We start from the raw sequence: 19,304 nt of genomic DNA, 5'->3' as shown, positions 1-19,304 counted from the left end.
AGGGAATATTTAACATATATAGGCTTCATTTACAATTAAGCAGATTCTATTTCACATAATATTATTATACTAATCTAAAGTTTCTGTATTTACATTTTTTTCTTTTTATCTCATAATTTAAATTGGGAAAGGGAGGAAAAAAATGGTTCAAATCAAAGTAACACCTGAAATGCTAGAAGAAGTGGCTAATCGTGCAAATAATACCAGAATCGCATTAGAATCTATACATAATAATTTATGTAACGAAATAGATCAATTGTGTTTTCAATGGATTGGTGCCTCTAATCAACAATTCGTTCAAATGTTCAATGATGCGAGACCAAAAGCTTTTACATCTATCAATTCAATTATACAAGTGGAAGAGGATTTGAAACGAATTGCTGAAAAATTCCGCAATGCAGATAATCAAGATGTTACAATGGAAGAAGGTGCAATGTGTGGTAAACCTTCCTCTGGAGAAAAAGGTTTTGATGGCGGTAAACTTGCTCGAGATATAGCTGGTGAAATAAGTGGTGAGTATGATATTAAAAGAGCGTGGGATGGTGTTGATCCATCTACTGGTGAAAAACTATCAACCTGGGATAGAATCTTTGCGGGTGGAATGGCAGTAGCTGGTCTTACACCAGTCGGGAAACTTGCTAAAGTGGGTAAAGGGTTAAAAATGACCACTGAGGCCGTTGAGGCTACTAAAGCTGTAACCAGCGCAAAACCAAATTTTGTATTATTTAATAAAACACATCGTGATTCAATGCCTAAACCTAAGGGTCGAGGACCAAATGGCGGTAATTTACAATCTCATCATGGCTTACAGCAACAATGGGCAAAAGAAAATTTAGGTAAGTATGGATATGACCCAAAGCTCGCACCAACAGTTACTATTGAAACCGGAAAAGGATTACCTCACACCATTATTTCTAATGCACAGAATCTAAGGCGTGATGAGCGTTTAAGTTCAGGCAATGGAAAATGGAGCTCTACTTTACAAGATGAATTAAAAAATCTAGTATCTGATTTTGAACACGCCGGATTCTCTAAAGAAAACATTTCAGAAACTTTAGAACAGCAATATAAAATGCTTGATAAATTAAAGGTAAAGTATGAAAGGATTGATTATTAATGAATATTCTAGAAAAATTAAATGATTCCTTCACATTAGAAGCTCAGGAATCACCAGCGAGTAAAGAGGCCATTCAAGAATTACAAAAGTTCTCATCAATAGATGTACCATTAGATTATTTAGAAGTAATCCAAAATTGTACAAATGCAGAGTTTAATGTGCAAAATGAACTTTACATACGTATTTGGGGCCCTACTGATTGCATAGAGATGAATGAAGCACATGATATTCAAAAATATATACCAAATTCACTGGCAATCGGTGATGATGAAGGCGGAAAAGCATTATTATATGTAGATGGAAAAGAAGGATTCGGATTATATACAGTGGATTTTGGAGATTTAGATATTGAAGAAGCAATTAAAATAGCTCCTTCATTAAAAGCATTGTTAATAGATGGTGTCGGAGTGGAGGAATTGTTGTCATAGTTAAAAAATAATAGCCGACTCATTTTTATCGAGTCGGCTGTTATTTTTGATTAAGCTATCCTTTTGTTTCACTTCAAATACTCATACCACCAATCTCTACGATCAAGGTACTCCTTCATCGCATTTAATTGAGCATCTGAAGTTGGATCAGAAATAAAATATGCTAATCCATCAGGTTGTAAAATGAACTTAGCTGTCATTTTTAACGATGTCAACGCTCCCATAACATCTTCAATATACTCTCTTGAAAATGCTCCTGATTGGATGATATTTAGTTTAGTTGTTTGAACTTGCTCTTGCACTGCTCCAGTAAACCAAGACAATGATTTGCTCCCAACAAGCGAATTCAGATCACACTTACCAATACCAGGTACATTTCCTGTTTCCGTGTACTGCCAAATATCACATGGATATGCTGGCTTATTACCGCCATAACGTGGAATCCATACAAAGTCACATTTCACATTCGCCATTCTAAACGGTGCGTACATATGATGGCCGACATATAAACCGACTTTCTTAGCACCTAAACGGTATAACTCATCGATAAACGCCTGTGTACCTGCTCTCATATCATTCATTGTTTTTACTTCTACATCAGCCACCCAAACGGTTGCGCTCTTATCACCGCGATTCCAGAAATCTTGTGCTTCTTTCTTTGCATCAGCAATGGAAACAAATCGACAAAATGCATAGTTACCAAAAGGAATGTCATGCTGCTTCATGCTTTGTACATATCCTTTATATAATGGATCTACATAGTTTGAGCCATCCTGCACACGGGCAATTACAAAATCCAGATACTGCTTTGCTACAGGCCAGTTAATATTACCGTTCCATTTTGAAATGTCTACGATTTGTCCCATTATTGAACATCCCCTTTTTTCTCTTCTTGTTTTTGTTTATCACCTAAAATTTCCACGGCATTAGTTAAAGCTGAAGGTAAAGGAATTCCAATACGTCCTGCATTTTCTAACAATGAAAGTAATTCATTTCCGATAAAAAAGAAAATCGTCGCTTCACGTATTGCACTGTTTGTTCCCATAATTGCATCCGCTTGGGTAGCAGCTGCAACCAAAAGAAAAAGCACCACCTTTTTGGCGATGCCTTTGAATCCCACTTTACTTTTCAACTCCCCATTAAATCCTGCTGCGAATACTCCAGTGATATAATCGATGGCTGCCATAATAACGAGAACTTTCAATGTTGTATCCCACCCTCCTAAAAAGTATCCACAGAGGCCACCAAATGTAGCGATAAATGCCTTTATTAATACATCAATACGATCCATCTTTCCATCTCCTTATTTATAATAAAAAAGAGAGACGCGTGTCCCTCTTTTCTCAAAAACCATTTAATTGCATTAACCCAATTAATTTTATTTATCTGTTTTATCAAGATCATCCGATAACTTCTTTAAAATATCACGTGCTTCCGACTTCTCCTCATCTGTTAATTTAGCATTCTTACTTTTTGCTTCCAGCGATTTAAGCACTTCCATGTATGTACTCTCTTTAGTACATACAGTGTCTGTATAAGAGTCACCAATAGCGACTAATGAATAATACGTTCCACTAGGACCGTTGTTATTTGTGTTTGGCACATATCCTGCAAGATATAAAGTTCCATCTTTATCAATGCTTATAGAATTATTTGAAGAACCCTTATGAAATGCTGAAAATGGCATCTTCCATTTTTGTGTTCCATCTGGGTTTACTGCGAATAATGCTTGTCTTGCCTTAACATAGACTACACCATTTTTATCTATTACAGGTGAGTGCTCAACCCCTTGACCCGTCGAGTATTCCCACTTTAATGTGTAGTCTCGATTATACGCAGTTACCCCGCCACTTGTAGCTATATAAATTGTCCCATCCTTCGAAGAGATTGTAGGAGCATATCTCGCGGCTATCTCACTTTGCTTCCACTGCTTTATTAGATTTCCATCTTTATCAAAAACATAAAAAACAGATCCACCATTTATAAATAATTCATTATTTAATCCTAAAGAAAAACCGGGGTTACCGTCATTCCCCCGAACCCTTTTATTCCATAATTCCTTACCATTTTTATCATGGGCATAGAGAAAATAGTTTTCGCCACTTGAAAGTAAAGTATAAAGTGTTCCATCTTTTGACATGAGCATAGAATTCTTACTACTAGTAGCTCCTTTAAACATCTGACTTGATTCCCATTTTTTTGATCCATTCGAATTATACGCAGTTATTGATTTTGAATTATGTACATAAACTGTACCTTCACTGTCTATAATAGGACTGCTAGAAGTACTTGCGTCTTTGACTTGCCATTTAATTGAACCATCAGGATTTAAAGCTGTTAGTTTCTCGCTTGTAACATAAATAGTTCCATCTTCTGCTATAACCGGTGTACTAGATGAATTTGCTACACCATCTTTAATCCATTTAATTGAACCATCTTTATTAAACGCATACAATTTTCTAGTGGAGTTTCCAATATAAATCGTCCCATCACTCCCAATTGCTGGTTGATACTCAAAAGTTTTATTTGGGACAGCACTATCTTTATAAAGCTTGTATTCCCATTTCACTTTACCTGTTTCTGGTCCAACATAAGGTGAGTTCTTGTTCCAGTTCTGTCCAAATGGAAATTCAGCTTGCAGATCATACTTTCCTTGTTCGAATTGTTCACCTTGTGTACTTGTGGTTTCTGCTTTTGTCATTGAATTAGGATTTAATCCTACCATCAATGCAAACAGAAGCATCATTAACATAAACTTCTTTTTCATAATATACCTCCTAAATGTGATATTAAATTGGATACATAACACTAACTATTATATCACTGTTACTTTATATTATGATTAAATAATTTTAAAACATTTAACAAAAAAAGAAATCCTGTCATCTACTTGTTATAAATCACTATATCTTCCTCCTTTAATTACCATTTCCCATAAAGAATCTACTAGATTAGATATAAAATACAATAGATAAAAGAAAAGCATTCCTTCGAGTGCCTATAAAAGCCGTATTTTGTGCAAAATAAAAAACAGCTTATGGCTGCTCTGGTTTCTTATTTATTAATTGTTGTAGTAATAATTCTTCTAATCGGGCTATCCGATCTTCCTGACTAGCTACTTGTGATTTTAGATTTGTAATTTCAATCTCCTGTTCCTGTACTGTTGTATCAACTTCCTGTAAAGCTTTAATTGCAATAGATGCGTATGAATACAAGTGAATTCCTTTCCCACTTTCATCCACAAATGCTTCATCACATTCATCTACAATTGCTCCGTAGTATGTTTTAATATCTTCTGTTGTCAATGGTGAATCATTAGGATCTTTCTCTGCTCTCATTTTGTAAAGCTCGTTTACCGCATTCTTATAGTTAAATTGTCTTACTCGTACATTCCTGATTTTTTCTAAGGCTGAAAAAGAAACATCACGAATGTTAGATTTATATTCCCGTAATGAAGGGCTCATGAAATTACCTTGAACAGACCCCCATCCATTCTGAGTAACAGGTGACTTGACTTGAATGATACCTGTATATCCTGCTGCACGGCTATTACGTAAAGTGATATTAGGTAATCTTAAATCAGAATCTGCACCATTATCTTCAAGGACTAACGAAGTTTGATATAACCCAGTTTTTCCTCGTCTAAAATACCAACTCCCATTCCCAGCATAAAAAACATGGTAATCATTAGCGTTTAGAACACTTAGCCCGTTTCTTTGCAATTCCCAATACACGGATTTTTTGATTTCACCATTTTCTATGCCATCGCCAATACCAATGTTTGCATAAGCACCAGACCATCCTGCACCTGCTTGAGACATAAATAAAGCGCCTGCTGGAGCGCTAGTCTTTTCATCTGATCCTAAGATAAAAGTTGGTTGTACTGAACCGTCTGTTCTTCTGTAATGTCCTAGAAATGATCTAGCTACTCCATTTTCATATAGTCGTATAAATTGGTCGTCTAAACTAACGTAGTTATTGGTGTTTGATGTTCTAATTTGGCAACCGCTTAGCAATCCAGCTTTAATCCATTCAGCATTAACTTTACCAATTAAATCTATTCGTGCAGCATTTAACTTAATGTTTTCTTTACTCATGTTAATGGCTGCTATTACATCATTTTCTTTTACAGATATACTAACGCCCTTTTCTGTTAGCTGAAGGCGCGACTCCATATCTCTTACATAAGAGTCTGTAGCAAATTGCCCATCTGCTTGCGTTTTCGTATATACTTCTGTCTTTTTTGCTGCTGCATTGATACCCTGTTCGTTAATAGTAAAGCGGTTATCGATTAAAGTCATTTTTTGATTAAATTGCTCAGTTGCAAGCTTATTAGCTAATTCGCCCAATAAATCTTGTTTATTTTTATCAACTGTTTGTTTCAACTCAGGTATCTTAAACCCAGCAACATAATCCTCTACTTGTTTAAGCTCAACTTTTGCTCCAATTGCCGTTGCCTGCTGTTCAAGTTTTGTGTTTGCCTCAGTAATCTTTTTACCCTGTGCATCTATACTATTGTTTAAATTACTAACCGTAGAAGACAACCCGCTTGCTGTTTGTTCTATTGCTGTAACTTTTTTATCAATAGTACCCTGATCGTTTTTCAAATCAACAATGGTACGTGAAAAACCTTGAAGAGTTTCGTTCACTTCGTTAAATTGACCAGAAACCTCATGTTTTACTGATTCAATATCAGGTACAACAGGATCCCAAATACTATCTTTCCAGAGTTTTAAAATACCAGGCTTACCATTTGAAATATCTAACCATAATGTTTTTCTGTCTATAAGTCCTGTTGTTGGCGGATTCTTTGCTTCTATAATTTCAACGGTATTATTTTTAATATTCTCCTGTACTTTTTCAGCTAGTGTTTTTGCTGCTTCTGACTCCTTCTTTGCATTACTAGCGGTTTCATTCGCTTCTTGAACTAATTTATCTAACTGGTCCAGAATCTCTTGTTTCTCACCGAATTTACTAAGTATCCGATTGTAAATTTTTCGTAATTCTTCGTTTTGATTAACTATCTCTCGATAATTTCCGAACATATACTTATCTTGTGTAGGATCAGTAAAAGATTCATCGCCAGCAATAACACGGGCTTCTAAATACAACTTTGGTGTAAATCCAGTATCTTTAATTCGAATCGTATCGCCCTCATTGATTAATTCATGGGACATCCCAAACACACGGCCGATTGATTGTGCTTCAACTTCATAAGAAACGGAAGTATCAACACGTTTTTTAAATTCAGTTTTCATAAGTGTCATAAGACGCTCTGGAGACATATTTTGCTCTTCTGTTTCTGGTGTATAAAAACCAAATTTATGTTTTCCATGTTCATTCCAGCGCTGGAATGCATCGCTATCTGTAATATAAGGAAGACCGTTATTAATTTTCTCTACCGTAATAATGTTATCGCCTTCACCTTTTACGAAACCTACTAGGGCTGTACAAATATTCCTTGAATGTTCGATACGCCTTACACCAACTAAATCTTTACCCAAAACAACTTCCTTACCGGTTTCCCTACCACGTTTCTTTATCATGTCAACGTACCAACCAGTAATTTGAGAGCCTACTGCTTCTACACGATACTGAATTTCTAAATCGAATAATGAAGCGATTTTCTTTAAGAATGTAAGAGGATCTATGATTTCGTCGATTGTCATTGTGTGAAACCCAGCATATTCAGTTGTGCCACGCTTCCATTTCGTACCAACAAGAGCCATGTCAATAAATTCGTTAACCGTTTTACTTTCTATCCGTCGCGGCATAATATAGCCATCTTTCGCTATTTGTACCCAAGCTCCGGAAGCGTTGACTGTAATCGACTTATCATTAGAATCTCTTTCAACCTCATTGTTAATTACATATGGGACAATCCTTCCGTCGCGAACTTCTTTTAAAACGAGATTTTGTTGTTGTAACGTAGCTGAATAATCTGTTCCGTCAAAAGCGGTGAAATCCAACATATCAACATTATTTTTAAGTTCCCAATGCCGTTTGTCATCCCAATAGTCTTGCGGCTGGATGGCTGCAATAATTTGGTCTGTTTTAAAATCTACAACATGTAAAATCCCACTTGGTGTTCTCATCTATATCTCTCCCTATAACTGATTGTTGCATTAACATCAGGTGGCATTATATCGATACGATTTTCACCACGTATTATGATAGGGAAATTACTAAATATTTCTTTTATATTGATTGCATTCTTCCCGTTGATTGTGACAAGACTTTTCTCAGTATCGATAACAATTTTATCTCCAGTATCGAAGATATATGGTTGGGTATTAGACGGAACTTTGTTTACTTTCCAAATCTTCAAATCATCAATTTGTATTTCGTTAATGGGCTGGTGATTATCCCACTTACAAATCGCAATCATAACTTGTGCAATTTTACGTTCTGTCATTGGATTTCCTGTTTCATCAATCCAACGTTCAACCAATGAAGCACCATCTGTCTCTGTGCCATCTATAAATTTAGCGACATAAACAGACCATTGTTTTCCTCTTCTAGCAATACGCAAACGCCCTCGAAATTGATTAAATGTAGTCGAATAAAACCCACTTGTATCAACTAATTTTCGAAAACTATTTGGTGTTCCGCTATTTCCAATTTTCATATGCGCCCTTGTAATTTCAGCAGTCGCATATAGATCATTCATATTGATGCGGGTTACCAGATTACCCGTCTCATCTAAAAGAAGAACTTCAACACGTCCCATTTCACCAATATTTTTGGACTTTAAAGTCATCCATGTCTCCATTTCAAAATCTTGTAATGGACCGCCCGGAATGTTTTTCATAGCTATAGCACCGTAGAATCCTATCTCTTTTCCGTAATCTTCACAATATAGTGCATGACCATCTCTTGATTTAAAACTACCTGTTCCTTTCATCTCCTCGAATTGTCCAGTAACAGGTGTCCATCCTATAGGAGTAGCCATTTCATCCCACATGACTCTTTCTCGTTCTTGTACCATAGTTTCTTCCACAGTCAGAGGATAGCCGATTCTAAAATAATCACGATTATGCGGATACTCTCCAAACCATACATCTAAAAAGGTACTTGGTTTTTTTACAGTCATTTCAATTATTGGTAGAGCTTCTACGCTTCCCTTATTCGTGAAATAAGAAGTAATTTCAGTAGACCAATCTTGTACAAATGGATAAGTTTGTACTTTTCCCAATTTATAAGGCATCGGACAAATGAAAGTAAGTACTCCTTCTCCTAAATTTACTAATTGTTCTGGGTCAAATGCTTCATCAATAACAGCTAAGTACGTACGATCTTTTTCGTCATCAAAAACAAGTTCCTGAGGTTGATTCGTAATAAGCCAATCAGCTATCTCTTCTTTTAATTTTTCTGCTTCTTCCATAGATTCATATAACAAGGAAACTGGTACAATTATTTTTCTCATTTTCGTTTGCGTTCTTATCAAACGGCCCCCTGGATAGTGAGGAACTTCAAGGAATGTACGCTCCAAAGGAGCCCATGCAGGGCGCTTTTTACCCCGCAATGGAATTACATTTGGATTCCTTTTCCCGTTAAAGCTAAAGAAACTAATTCCAGTCATACCATCACCTACCTAAAATACTTTACGTCTTTCTTTTTCTTGTTCTTGAAACTCATTAACATCTGTGTATATTTCCCTTGCTATTTCTCGCCCATTTAAATTAATTTGCAAAATAGTTGGACCTTGTGCCGTATATTGTTGTGCTCCTACTTGTTGTGCTAATGGTAATGACCCCATTATTCCATTGGCAATCGCATCGAAGGTTTGTTTTCGAAGAGGTAAAACTGTTTCGTCATATCCTCTTGCGTCACCACAATTGTTATGTTAAGGCTCTTTATCCTTAACTCTCCGGTTTTCACTGGAGTATCGGACTATATCATCACCCATTCATCGGGTGTCGTGCGCTCTTGGATATTTCGCCATACTTTTAGCTTAGGCTACTTTACCTAGTCTCTACACCTTCCTGTCGTTTCCGTACAGGCTTGGCTCGGGATTGCCATATTTTATCAACAAAAAAAGCACTCATAATAGAGTGCTTACCTTCAATTCAAGTATTGGTTTTAATATATCTTGCTCTAGGTAAGAAATTCTAATCAATGGGATATTGTTTCGTTTGCAATATGCATTTTTTATTGCATCCCTTTTCTTAGAATCTCGAAATTTAGTATTTCTTGTATCTTCATCCCTAATATATTGAAAGGGTCTGAAGTGTTGTTCCCCGTCATATTCAATTAAACATTTAACATGTTCATCTGAATCTAAAACAGCGAAATCGAAGGCTAAGCTCCTTTGGTGTTTACAATCAGGGAATTTGTATTCTTTTTCAAATAGAACATCATGTTCAGTTAACCAGCTTTCAATTTCTTTACTAGCTTTGGATGAACGAAAGTCGCTACAATTAGGGCAACGTCTATTTTGGTTTAAAATCTTATCCGGCGCTACATAATATTCATGACCACAATCGTTATGTTTTACGAGAATCTTGTCTCTCGCTGTTGTGTATTGACCAAGTACAGAATACTCGTCTTTTAATAGCTTGTACATTCTTGTTACAAATTCATTGTGATTAGATTTATTATATGGCCCTTCAGATTTAGGTCTTCTCTTTGCCAATAAAGCTGCTGTTTTCCCTGTGTTCTTATTGGAGCAAAAATTACATCTTCTTTTTCCGCTATTTTTAAAAGAGTCGAATGTGGTAACAAATTCGTTTCCGCACCTACATTTAAGTTTAATAGGTGTTTTACAATTTGTGTATTCGTTGCTAATTAAAGTGCAACCACTGTCGCTTTCGAGATCAATAAAGGCTTTTATCTCGCTATAAGTGAATATCTTATCTTGATTGCATCTTTTGAAACCGCACTTATTACATTTACGTTTCCCTTTCCTAAATTGATTGAAAGTGGTTATAAATTCATCTCCGCAGACACATTTGAACTTCATTTTTTCGCGATTACCAACATATTCATCTGAAATCAATGTACAATCACTATTCTCGTTAACGAAAGAAATAGCATCTTCTAAACATCTGACTCTTTTAGACATAACAAATACCCCTCCGACAGAGTTTTTATCCGATTATTTAATTTTTAAACGAGAAAAAGGTGTCGGAACATTCTTTCAATTCAGGTAACTAATCCAAATCTATCTCTCTCCTATATTATACCATACTTGAAATTGTTGATAAAACTTAGGTTTCCCCGAATTCACACGATATTTTATGCTGCCGATTTCTCGACAACCGGGCTAGATTTAACCCCAATTAATGTAGGATTACCGGGTTTAATTAAAGCTCCGTTCGCAGCCCATTTAACATCGAATGATGGCAGACCTTCACTCGCCCAATTAACAGGGTTTAACGAACCTTTTACACTAATCTTAGGGACAGGAATGTGAACGCCACTGAACATATTCGCTACACCACTTTTAATTTTATCAATCCATCCCATAATCCCACTCCAAGCCTCTTTAATAGGATTAATCAGTTTATCTTTAATTTTCATAGCAGCTTCGCCAATATCAAATGCCATACGAACTACAGAAGCGATTGGTTCCTTGATAAATGTCTTGAAATATCCCACAACAGTAGACCACATGCTACTAATCGTAGATCCGAAAGAAGATGCAAGCCCTTTCACTGCACCGAAAATTTGTTTAACGAACGAGAAATTAATAAGTCCCCAAATTAATTGGATAGCTCCACTGAAAATTTGTTTCGCCGCATCCCACATACCACGAAAATCACCTGTCAGTAGTGCAGCAAAAAATTTAATAATACCCATGATGATGTTAACTCCACCTTGGATAATATCTTTAATAGCATCCCATGCACTTTTTACAATCATCATTACAGCTGGCATTACAAAAGCTATAATAGATTGAATGATTGAAAAGGCATTTTTTACAGCTTGAACAATCTGATCTCCGTTTTCTTTCCAAAACGAAGTGATTTGGGATATAATCCCGTTTACAAACGACATTATGTCTGTCAGTAAAGGCATTAAATAAGGAGCTATTGTATTGAATACACCTTTAATAAAATCCCAAGTAGCCCCGATTATTCCCATAATTATCGGAGCTGCAGCTGATATTAGAGATTGTACATTTTCTATAAAACTACTTAATTGGGCATGAACATCCTGAACGAACATGATAATATTCGCTTTTTGTTCTGGAGAAAAGCCTAACTTATCCAAGAAATTACTTGCAGCTCCCCAATCACCAGATACGAGGGCTTTCATAGTTTCTACACCATATTGCACTGCCGCTGTAGTTTCTTGTATAAACTGAATTGCATTAGCTGAAAACCCTAGTTTTGTAAGGATATCGTATCCCTCAACTAAAGCATTTCTATCGCCAGTTGCAGCAATCCAAAATTGCTCTATAGCAGCACCGACTTGTTGAATGATACCGATAGCATTGCGAAGTGGTTCGAACACTTTATTCATGGCCTCTTGTCGTTGGCGGGTTTGTTCGATACCTTGTTGAAGTTTTTGATATTCAACCTCAGACTCATCAAGAATTTTATTAGCTTCTTCCTGAGTCATTTTCCCTTCTTCAACCTTCATTTTCAGCTCTTCTTTTTTCTGAGCTAACATACCATCAGCATTCATCATATCTTCAGCGTGTTTCTTCGCTTTATCTAACTTTTCGTTGTACTCTTCTTGCGTTATTTTCCCTTTTTTGAGATTCATATCAAGAACAGCTTTAGATTGAGCTAATTGTTGGTCACTTTGTTGCATCAATTTAGCTGCTTCTACTGCCCTACCTGATGGATCGAGCCAGTCAGTAAGAGATTTAACAGCACTATTTGTTCCATTTGTCATTGCGACAAGTGCTGGTTCGACATGAGAGAAAACAACAAGACCTAGATTTTCTAATCGTGATTTAACACCGTCAACTGCACCAGATAAGTTGTTAGCCATTGTTTCAGCCATTACTTTTGCAGAGCCTTCAGAGGTTTCTAAAGTGTTTACCATGTCATCAAATGCAGGTTTACCACCCTTAATAACCTGAATCCAACCTGCATAGGCTTCTTCACCGAAGATTGCTTTTGCAGCAGCGATTTGTTGAGACTCTGATAATTTTCCAAACCCATCGTGTAACTGTCCAATGATCTCATTCATTGGTTTCATGTTACCTTCGGAATCTTTAACAGTTACATTTAATGCAGATAGTGATTTAGCAGCTTCTTTTGGCGGTGCGGCTAATCGAGATAAACCAGCACGTAATGCCGTACCAGCCATTGAAGCTTTAATACCGTTATTTGCGAAAATCTGAGCAATTGCGGCAGTTTCTTCAATGTTCAAACCAAATGTAGCAGCGACTGGAGCAGCGTATTTCATTGTCTCACCCAACTGCTCAACGTTTAAGTTGGCGGTTGCCTGAGCTAATGCGAATACGTCAGCTGCTCGCCCTGCTTCTGAAGCTTTCATGCCGAATGGAGTCATTGTATCTGTTACAATATCGGAAGCTTTTGCAAGGTCTAACGCACCAGCAGTTGCTAAGTCTAGTAATGGTTTAGACGCTGCAATCATTTGGTTGGAGTCCCAACCAGCTAAAGCCATATCAAATTGTTATCGTGAGACTCTTTATCCTCACCTCTTATAGTTTCCTATAAGTTCAGACTATCTCTTCACCATTTAAGGTGTCGGGCGCTCGTGTCCGCTTCATCTCTGTCCTAGAGGTATGCGATTAGTCGTTGCACCTTCCTTTCATCCCTGAAAGGCTTGGCTCATGGTTGCCATAGATAATTATCCTTAGGTTTCCCGTGAATTCACCCGATGGTTTTTGAAGCTAGTTTCCTAGCAACCGAGCATTATTTTACTCATAGGCTTGTGCTACATTCGTAGCGCTCCAACGTGTTTCAGCACCTAATTTACGTGCGTTCGCTCCTAATTCAGCCATTTGCAAAGCGTTAGAGCCTGAAAGGGCCTCTACTTTTGACATCTGCTGAGTATATTCAGACCCGACCTTAACTACACCAGCAATTGCCGCACCAACACCGACAGCAACGCCAACTAATCCGCCCATAGCTATAGCAGCACCGCCAACAGAAGAACCTAATCCTACTGCTGCTTGCCCGACTTGTCCGAATCCACGACCTAAAATACCAGTTGTTCGTTGTCCACTTCTTTCAGCGTTAGCCAATCCTCTTTGTAACTGATCATCCTTTAAGAAGATTGACCCAAACATCTTAAATAATTCCATTTATTCACCCGCCTTTCCGCGGATTTTCGCAACATGAGCAAACACTTCTTCTTTTGTTAATTTTTGTTTTGGTGTTTGTTCGATAGAATTGTTGTATTGTTGTACTTGTTCTTGAGTTGGATTCTCGCGTTTATGTTTAAATTGAGGGAATGTTTCATCACAATATGGCTGTAAAGCACACCATTCCTCCCATAACATACGGTCCATTTCTTTTTTCTTTGCGGTGAGATACAGGTTGATAACTATCTCTGCATCCAAACTTTTTATGTAATTCATGCTTGGATAGCGAGAAGCTATCGTATCGATAAAATCTATTTCATCAATTTCACCGCATTGGAAAAAAGCTTAACCAGCCCAACTTCTGAATCTTTAATTGCAATAAATAATCGAACCAACTCTTCTAGATTTAAAGTTCGAATCGTTTCCCAACCTGGTGATGTTTTTTTGCCACCTTCATCTTCATGAACTAAAAGTCCGGCTACAAATTCGAAAAATTCCTGTTCAGCTTCTTCTAATCCGAAGATAAACTTCATGATAATGTCATACCCGAAAGTCTCTTGTGCAGCTAATACGTCAGCTTGTGTTGCACCTTCTTTATTTCGCACGCCCATCATTAAATCTTTAAGTAAGTTAATATCGACCTTGAATTTTGATTTCTTCAAAATACGAACTACGGAAAATAAATCTCCACCATTAATTTGTCTCACTTTGTATTCTTTTTCTTGAATAGCGATAGTCACATTGATTCCTCCTTAAAATAAAAAGAGCAGGGATTATCCCTACTCTTTAACCTGCTGGTATTAATTTAGCTGCTTCTGTTGCTGTTAAAATACGCATCTTCCATGGTACTTTTCGTATGTTTTCTGGGTCACGGTGTCCAGTGAATGTAACCTCTGGAACTACTTCACTTTCATTTTCAAATCCCATTTCTAAAGAACCATCAGATAACGCGTTATATACGATAATCTCAGCGATATCGCCACCTAACGTTTCACCAACCCACGCTACATTTTTAAGGTAGCTTTCTTTCGTAAGGCGTTCCGTCGCTTCAATTACATCGTATTTGATAGCTTTTCCGTCTTTTGTAACGGTTTCTTCTGAAACTTTTAATCCTGCAATAAAATTTTTGATTTTTTCTTTATCCAAAAATTCAAGTGTCTTAAAACTGATTTGAGTTTTTGATTTAGTGATACGCTTCATCCCCATAGTGTCACCAGGAGAACCATCATACTCAATTTCTTTAAACTCTGGTTCATACTTAAAAGAACCGCCACCTTGCGTAGCGCCTACAGGAAGTTCGTCTTTTTCTCCATAATTAAAGAAGAATGCACCCCAATCTCCGAAGAGGACATTTTCTGGTTTTGGTTGTGGAGCTGCCATATACTCAATCCTTTCTATTGTTTAAAATAAGTTCGTAAAATGAAGCGTACTTCTTTACGTCTAATATTCGGGTCTGGATCCGGTACTTTCTGACTCGAAAGATAAGAAATAGCAGCACCAAATTCAGTGCTGTTTAATCTTTTTCTATGAAGATTGTTTTCTAGTTTTTTAATAAGTTCATCTATTTTAGCAAGATGAGCAGAAGTACCGTAAATATCAATTGTAAGCATGATATTCTTTCTTCCCCATGGTTCTTTATCATCATTTACCGTATACACCAGATAAGGCATTTCAGCGGTTGTTTTAGCGATTTCATAGTACGATTCTTTATGAATCCGTTTCAATTCACTGTGCAATATATTTATAAAGTCATTCATGGTATCTACCTCATTAATGACGAATATGTTCGCGTTCCAACTTGCGTAATCATAGGTTTATTATTCTCTGCTGCTGGTCTAAGGAAAGGCTGTGCATGTTGCCCTTGAGTTTTAACCATCTTCCCTGTTTTCGGATCACGGTACATCCAAGGAGTCTTTCTCCCGTCACCATCAACAGCATAAATACCAGTTCCCTTTTCAACATAAATACCATGATCTGCAGAGGTACCAATAACAACCTTTTCTTGCTCTGCTTTGGAACTAATACTTCTTCTTAAGTTTCCTGTATCTACAGGCGCTAATAATTTAGCTTTAGAAGTAACAAATTGACCAACAGCAGAATGAGCCGCTTTCTTAGCGACCAAATGCCTTGCCATAACAGCAGCTCTATTTGATTGGAATTTCATGCTCATAAGGCAACATCTCCAATTCTATTTGAAAAAATCTACCTGCATTCATTGGATCGCCGGGATAAGTAACGTCGTATACCTTTTTATCGATAACTAATCTATCCTGAATAGTCACACCAAATGGTAAGCAGTAAAAGAAGTGTGTGCTTTTCTCTTCCACTTTCTTATTACGAGCATCCTTTGTACCTTGTATAGCATCTAATACACCTTTTACAGTGTTAATTTCTTTCCATTCTTCTGCTGGATATGGTCCATCATCAGAACCAACATTGCGAAGTACTGTGGCATCTTTTCCAAACTTACGTATCATTGACTGAATCATCGAACACGTAACCTCACTTTCAGCCCCTTCGTAATGCTTGCTGGATAATCTCCCACGTCATCATAAGTAACAGAGTAGTTTCCTAATGACTCGCTTTTCTTCCCTTCTCTTTCCTGCTCCTTATACTCATAAACTACCATCTTTGCGATGATACCAGGATAAGCAGGAGGGAATTGTGGAATAGTTCTATTCGTGTACTCAGCAACCATTAATATTGTATCTTCGATGCTTATTAACAAGTTTTCATCACTTATAATAGGCACTTGCAGTTTTACACGTTTTAGAATTTCTGCTTTCATATCCATTTACTCACTCGACTTTGCAGATGTTTGTCTTTTCTTCTTAACCGTTTCTTGTTTCGGTTCGTCTACTTCTTCATATACAGGGTCATTCTTACAACGTTTTACATGATCTGCATCCGTTACTTCCCATGTGACATCTGTGTCTGTATTTAAAAACCAAGGCATATTATCTCTCCTTTCAAGAAGAAAGAGGAAAGGCTTAAGCCCCTCCTCCTGCTGGTGGTGTAGTTGGTGCGATTGTAGCTGTAAGTACTGCTAACGCTTCTGGGCGAAGCACACCAGCCCCATAAACCATAAGACCACGAACGCCATCTGCAAATGAATTTTGAAGGCGTTGCGCTTCTGTTTCGTTTAACTGTTTACCATGACCGATACCTGACTTATGAAGAGCAAGAATTTTATATTTACCGGATGTATTGTGAATCTCTTCTGATACAACGATTTGTGAACCATTGATTATTTGTCCTTCTACAACGCCGTTTTCTAAAATGACAGGTTGCTTTGTAAAACGGTCATCTTTAGATAGTAATCCGAGAACTTGAGAATTGATGGTTGTGAAACGTTCAGTTTTAGGTACCTTTTTCACGTTTAACTTTGTATTGAGATCAACAATGTAGTCGTATGCATTCTTAGGTGATAATTCAATTGCTGCGGAATCTGTACCGATTACATTATCTTTATGAGCACCCGTGTAAAGTCCTAATGTAAATGTATCAACAGTTTCTTGAAGTACTGAACCTGCCTCTTGTGTATGTGGATCAATTAAGTCTCCAGCAGCTTGAACAGCATCTACATCATCTACTTTGAACGCAAAATACTTTTTCTGATCCATATTGATTTCTACTTTAGAAGGGTTTGTGTCATCCCATTCAACAGAACCAGAATAGTCTTTTACATTTACTGCACCGACACGGTTAAAAATAATTTTGTTACCTTCAATTTTTGCTGGTTTTGTTGTGATTAAATCCGCGATAGAACGCTTGTGGAAATTCGCCATTAATCGAGCTTCCCAAATTGTTGGAATAAAAGTTGCTACTGACATATATTAATTCCTCCTTAATGTTTTTCCATAACAAAAGAGACCGCTAAAATAGCAATCTCTTTTGTTCGTTTTATATTTTTTTAACCATACTACTTAATTTTTCTATTACTACTTACCCCAACTGCGCATATCCTTCTGAATTTGTGCCCAGTTCGCATTAATCTCATCCTGACTCATTGAATTTACTTGTTCTCTTGTAAATCCAGTCCCAGTTCCACCACTAACATGAATTTCTCGACCCGCTGCTTTAAATCTTTCGACTACTTTTGCTTCTAACGCAGAAGAGAACAAATCATTAAACTTTGATACTCTAGATTTTGTATCCTCTACATCTGAACCAATAACAAAATCTACAAATTTAAGGTCTAATCCAATCGCTGATAATCCATCTGCTGCCGCACTTTGCATTTCTTTCTGATGAAGTATTCTTTCTCGCTCTTCTAGCTGTTCCTGAAGTTGCTTCATCTCATACTCAGCTTTTTCTTGAGCGGTCATAGAAGCGGTTTTGTAGTTTTCTAGTTCCTTCTTGGTTGCATTAAGTTCTTTCGAATATTTTGAACGAACTCTATCTTCTGCTGATTGCACCATTTTCTCGATAAATGTTTTTGTTGCATCATCTAATTTCGGCTCTTTCTGTCCATCAATTGGCGCCTCCTCTTTATCATCTGCAGGTGGCGTTTGTTCAGTCGGTGGTGTATCTTCTGCTGGTGGTGTATTAGAATCAGAGAAGAATTGCATACCTTTCAATCGTAATGGCGCTTGTATTGTTTCTTTAACAAACTTTACTGGTAAATCTTTAACTAAATATTGTTTCATTATTATTCCTCCTTTGAGTTCCTATGAATACGCCCTATATAGTTCGTAATCTATAAGCCCTCAAGTGTTTTTATTATTCAAGAGAGTCTTTCCACTCTTCGTAACTAACTGCACCAATCACTTCATTCCTGCCTGTTGTCGGGTTTCTAGCCCTTCTCTCAATGAATGGACTGACATCCGCTACTGCAGTAATGAATGTGCAGCGGCAACGAACGACTTCTTTAGCAGGTAAATTACTGTCATGCGGATATTCACAGCTATAACCACCTACTTTAAACAACCCTTTAAACGGTACTTTCTGATGATCTGCTGCTTGGTGAGTAGGTCGTGTACGTTTATCTAATGTAGAAATCCAAATCTTCTCCATCGCTACACCTTCATCAAAAGCATGAGAGGCACTGTCATAAGTACCTAAGTTTTGTACTCTAGCACTTTCTGTCCAAGCAACCATTTGTGCTTTCTTTGCATCACCATCAAGTATCGGTTTAATACGATTGGCCATTACAGCATATCCTTCACCTTTTCTAAGGCCGATGGATAATTCTTTACGTATTCGTCTAATTATCTGTACTCGATGTGTACTTAACCTTTGATTGAGTGTCATTTTATCGATTGGCATTTGCACAGCACGTTTAATAACATTCGGGTCTAGAAGACCGTATGAAAGGGATACACCAACTTCTTGTTCAACAAAGTAACTCGTGTAATAAAAAGACTCCCCATACTGAGTGGAGAGTTTTTCGTTGAGAGTTTTCTTTTTTTCATATGTTATTTCATTAATAACTTGTTGCAGTTCGCTTTGCAGGTTCTTATATCGATTAAATCGGCGCATTTCCTGAATGTTTAGCCGCTCATTTACCGCATATTTGGCATAATAAAAA

21 protein-coding genes and 1 pseudogene are annotated in these 19,304 nt (G+C 37.0%); 2 read left to right on the top strand and 20 right to left on the bottom strand.

Features of this window, described 5'->3' with window-relative positions:
* The first annotated feature begins 142 nt into the window (after positions 1-142).
* A complete protein-coding gene (locus RBB48_RS26085; protein ID WP_306008338.1) occupies positions 143-1,117 on the top strand; it encodes a WXG100 family type VII secretion target in 975 nt (324 codons plus the stop codon).
* Positions 1,117-1,545 (top strand): SMI1/KNR4 family protein, encoded by a 429-nt coding sequence (locus RBB48_RS26080; protein WP_098299035.1) that lies wholly within the window; start codon positions 1,117-1,119, stop codon positions 1,543-1,545. Before RBB48_RS26085 ends, RBB48_RS26080 begins: the two co-directional genes overlap by 1 nt.
* A 68-nt stretch (positions 1,546-1,613) precedes the next feature.
* Here the strand turns inward: RBB48_RS26080 and RBB48_RS26075 are convergent, their stop codons facing one another.
* From RBB48_RS26075 to RBB48_RS25980, 20 genes and pseudogenes are all read right to left on the bottom strand, one after another.
* The gene (locus tag RBB48_RS26075; protein WP_306008337.1) at positions 1,614-2,411 is read right to left on the bottom strand and encodes a GH25 family lysozyme; all 798 of its coding nucleotides are present in this window, start codon (positions 2,409-2,411) and stop codon (positions 1,614-1,616) included.
* Entirely contained in the window at positions 2,411-2,836 is a 426-nt protein-coding gene (locus RBB48_RS26070) for a phage holin family protein (protein ID WP_306008336.1), read from the bottom strand. Before RBB48_RS26070 ends, RBB48_RS26075 begins: the two co-directional genes overlap by 1 nt.
* Positions 2,837-2,923: 87 nt before the next feature.
* On the bottom strand, positions 2,924-4,312 hold the full coding sequence (locus RBB48_RS26065) for an outer membrane protein assembly factor BamB family protein (protein ID WP_306008335.1): 1,389 nt from the start codon (positions 4,310-4,312) through the stop codon (positions 2,924-2,926).
* A 268-nt stretch (positions 4,313-4,580) separates the two neighbouring features.
* Positions 4,581-7,640 carry a phage tail spike protein gene (locus RBB48_RS26060; RefSeq protein WP_306008334.1) on the bottom strand — a complete coding sequence of 1,020 codons (3,060 nt, stop codon included), beginning with the start codon at positions 7,638-7,640 and terminating at the stop codon, positions 4,581-4,583.
* Complete coding sequence (locus RBB48_RS26055; protein WP_371878396.1) at positions 7,637-9,118, bottom strand: distal tail protein Dit; 1,482 nt, start codon at positions 9,116-9,118, stop codon at positions 7,637-7,639. The genes RBB48_RS26060 and RBB48_RS26055 overlap by 4 nt, the downstream gene beginning before the upstream one ends.
* A gap of 21 nt (positions 9,119-9,139) precedes the next feature.
* Positions 9,140-9,379 (bottom strand): annotated as a pseudogene (locus RBB48_RS26050) (hypothetical protein); the annotation flags it as partial.
* A gap of 210 nt (positions 9,380-9,589) precedes the next feature.
* Positions 9,590-10,609, bottom strand: coding sequence for a DUF2726 domain-containing protein (locus RBB48_RS26045; protein WP_193673463.1), 1,020 nt, complete (start codon positions 10,607-10,609; stop codon positions 9,590-9,592).
* 173 nt (positions 10,610-10,782) lie between these two features.
* Positions 10,783-13,131 (bottom strand): phage tail tape measure protein, encoded by a 2,349-nt coding sequence (locus RBB48_RS26040; RefSeq protein ID WP_306008332.1) that lies wholly within the window; start codon positions 13,129-13,131, stop codon positions 10,783-10,785.
* A gap of 256 nt (positions 13,132-13,387) precedes the next feature.
* Positions 13,388-13,774 carry a phage tail tape measure protein gene (locus RBB48_RS26035; RefSeq protein ID WP_306008331.1) on the bottom strand — a complete coding sequence of 129 codons (387 nt, stop codon included), beginning with the start codon at positions 13,772-13,774 and terminating at the stop codon, positions 13,388-13,390.
* Positions 13,775-13,981: a hypothetical protein gene (locus RBB48_RS26030; RefSeq protein ID WP_306008330.1), complete on the bottom strand. Its 207-nt coding sequence runs from the start codon at positions 13,979-13,981 to the stop codon at positions 13,775-13,777.
* A 104-nt stretch (positions 13,982-14,085) separates the two neighbouring features.
* A complete protein-coding gene (locus RBB48_RS26025) occupies positions 14,086-14,514 on the bottom strand; it encodes a hypothetical protein (RefSeq protein WP_306008329.1) in 429 nt (142 codons plus the stop codon).
* 46 nt (positions 14,515-14,560) lie between these two features.
* Complete coding sequence (locus RBB48_RS26020) at positions 14,561-15,154, bottom strand: hypothetical protein (RefSeq protein WP_071730458.1); 594 nt, start codon at positions 15,152-15,154, stop codon at positions 14,561-14,563.
* 14 nt (positions 15,155-15,168) lie between these two features.
* Positions 15,169-15,531, bottom strand: coding sequence for a hypothetical protein (locus RBB48_RS26015; RefSeq protein ID WP_306008328.1), 363 nt, complete (start codon positions 15,529-15,531; stop codon positions 15,169-15,171).
* A gap of 5 nt (positions 15,532-15,536) precedes the next feature.
* Complete coding sequence (locus RBB48_RS26010; protein WP_306008327.1) at positions 15,537-15,944, bottom strand: HK97-gp10 family putative phage morphogenesis protein; 408 nt, start codon at positions 15,942-15,944, stop codon at positions 15,537-15,539.
* Positions 15,919-16,263, bottom strand: a complete 345-nt coding sequence (locus RBB48_RS26005; RefSeq protein WP_306008326.1) for a head-tail adaptor protein — start codon at positions 16,261-16,263, stop codon at positions 15,919-15,921. The genes RBB48_RS26010 and RBB48_RS26005 overlap by 26 nt, the downstream gene beginning before the upstream one ends.
* Positions 16,260-16,568 (bottom strand): head-tail connector protein, encoded by a 309-nt coding sequence (locus tag RBB48_RS26000; protein WP_306008325.1) that lies wholly within the window; start codon positions 16,566-16,568, stop codon positions 16,260-16,262. Before RBB48_RS26000 ends, RBB48_RS26005 begins: the two co-directional genes overlap by 4 nt.
* Positions 16,569-16,730 (bottom strand): hypothetical protein, encoded by a 162-nt coding sequence (locus tag RBB48_RS25995; RefSeq protein ID WP_306008324.1) that lies wholly within the window; start codon positions 16,728-16,730, stop codon positions 16,569-16,571.
* 34 nt (positions 16,731-16,764) lie between these two features.
* On the bottom strand, positions 16,765-17,607 hold the full coding sequence (locus RBB48_RS25990; protein WP_306008323.1) for a phage major capsid protein: 843 nt from the start codon (positions 17,605-17,607) through the stop codon (positions 16,765-16,767).
* Between the two features lie 108 nt (positions 17,608-17,715).
* Entirely contained in the window at positions 17,716-18,423 is a 708-nt protein-coding gene (locus RBB48_RS25985) for a DUF4355 domain-containing protein (protein WP_306008322.1), read from the bottom strand.
* Between the two features lie 73 nt (positions 18,424-18,496).
* Positions 18,497-19,264 (bottom strand): phage minor head protein, encoded by a 768-nt coding sequence (locus tag RBB48_RS25980; RefSeq protein WP_306008340.1) that lies wholly within the window; start codon positions 19,262-19,264, stop codon positions 18,497-18,499.
* Between the last annotated feature and the right edge of the window lie 40 nt (positions 19,265-19,304).

The organism is Bacillus sp. MMSF_3353, assembly GCF_030733445.1.
Lineage (GTDB): Bacteria > Bacillota > Bacilli > Bacillales > Bacillaceae_G > Bacillus_A > Bacillus_A wiedmannii.
Note: the sequence above shows the minus strand (reverse complement) of the source record. Positions and strands in the feature narration are given on the sequence as shown.